This window comes from Vibrio sp. YT-15, assembly GCF_033337445.1.
GTDB classification, from domain to species: domain Bacteria; phylum Pseudomonadota; class Gammaproteobacteria; order Enterobacterales; family Vibrionaceae; genus Vibrio; species Vibrio alginolyticus.
Map to the genome: position 1 here is coordinate 1 of NZ_JAWOQR010000102.1, position 1,258 is coordinate 1,258.

The 1,258-nt window shown below is 44.8% G+C and carries 2 protein-coding genes; one reads left to right on the plus strand and one right to left on the minus strand.

Annotated features, from left to right (window positions below; genetic code table 11):
• The first annotated feature begins 199 nt into the window (after positions 1-199).
• Positions 200-640 carry a hypothetical protein gene (locus R7D93_RS25570; protein ID WP_180798668.1) on the plus strand — a complete coding sequence of 147 codons (441 nt, stop codon included), beginning with the start codon at positions 200-202 and terminating at the stop codon, positions 638-640.
• A 109-nt stretch (positions 641-749) separates the two neighbouring features.
• On the opposite strand, the gene R7D93_RS25575 is transcribed toward R7D93_RS25570, so the two are convergent.
• Positions 750-1,258 (minus strand): ABC transporter permease (locus R7D93_RS25575; protein ID WP_318129591.1); only part of this gene is annotated, 509 nt, incomplete at its 5' end.

Here is a 1,258-nt window from a genome sequence, read left to right on the forward strand (position 1 = left end):
AATAAACAATTCATTAACAAACAAATTTAGCGGTATCACTTTTTAGTACCCAATTCGCCACACTACGAACTTTATTAAAATCGATTTGCTCAATAGACTTTGATGAACTAGCACTTAAAGACGCCACAACGAAGGATTTTGGCGTTATGAAAAAACCAAGCTACACTATCGCTCTCCCAACATATTTAGAATGAAATCTATGACCGATGCCGATATCGAACTTCAGCACTTGTGGTTAGAAATCCAGACGCAACGCTGGCAAAACGTGTCCCGTTTTTTATTCAGTTACTACTGTTATAAAAACAATTTAGTAAATAAAAACAACAAGGTTTGTTGGGAAACCGTCCGTGATGTGTTGCCAGCCTCTATCAGCCTTAAAACTCGTAAACAGGCGGTTATTGAGCCTTTAGTTCCTGAAGAAACCGTGGTTGGTTTGCTCAAAGCCATCAGTAAAGATGGAGAGATGACGTTTGATGTAATGACGGCTACGCTTAACGCGTTTTTGCACTATGTGGTGATCAGCAAACAGGAGAAGCTACAGCTTAAACCTAACATGCCAGCGAGCTGGTATCAGCAGCATCACAGGCCTGTATTCGCCCGTTTTGAGCAAGCGGGAATAGAAATTCAACAAATCAAATAGCCCCCCTATCGAGCCGCAGACGTAAAAAAGCGCCCACAAGGAGGCGCGTTCGGTCAAAATGGTGAGTAATTCCTGGACGAGAAAGCTCTGAGCAACCGAAAAGGCTTATTTATTCTTGAATCCCACGAATACGGACATTGCGTCTGCGTAAGATCTCCAACGTCACGAGCAAACACACGGACATAAAAATCAGCAAGGTCGCAACAGCCAAAATTGTCGGGCTGATTTGTTCTCGGATCCCTGACCACATCTGCCTTGGGACGGTTTTTTGTTCTGCGCCCGTTAAAAACAACGCCACGACCACTTCATCAAACGACGTGCCAAACGCAAACAATCCACCGGAAATCATACCGGGACGGATCAACGGAAAAGTCACATGCCTAAAGGTATAAACCGGATTTGCGCCCAAACTGGCCGCCGCTTTGACGAGGCTTTGATCAAAACCACTCAGCGTCGCGCTCACAGTGATCACAACAAAAGGCGTACCTAGCGCGGCATGCGCTAAGATAATGCCAAAATACGTCTGAGATAAATCCAACCGAGTGTAGAAAAAATACATCGCAGCGGCAGAAATAATCACAGGCACAATCATTGGAGAGATCAGCAACGCCATAATGG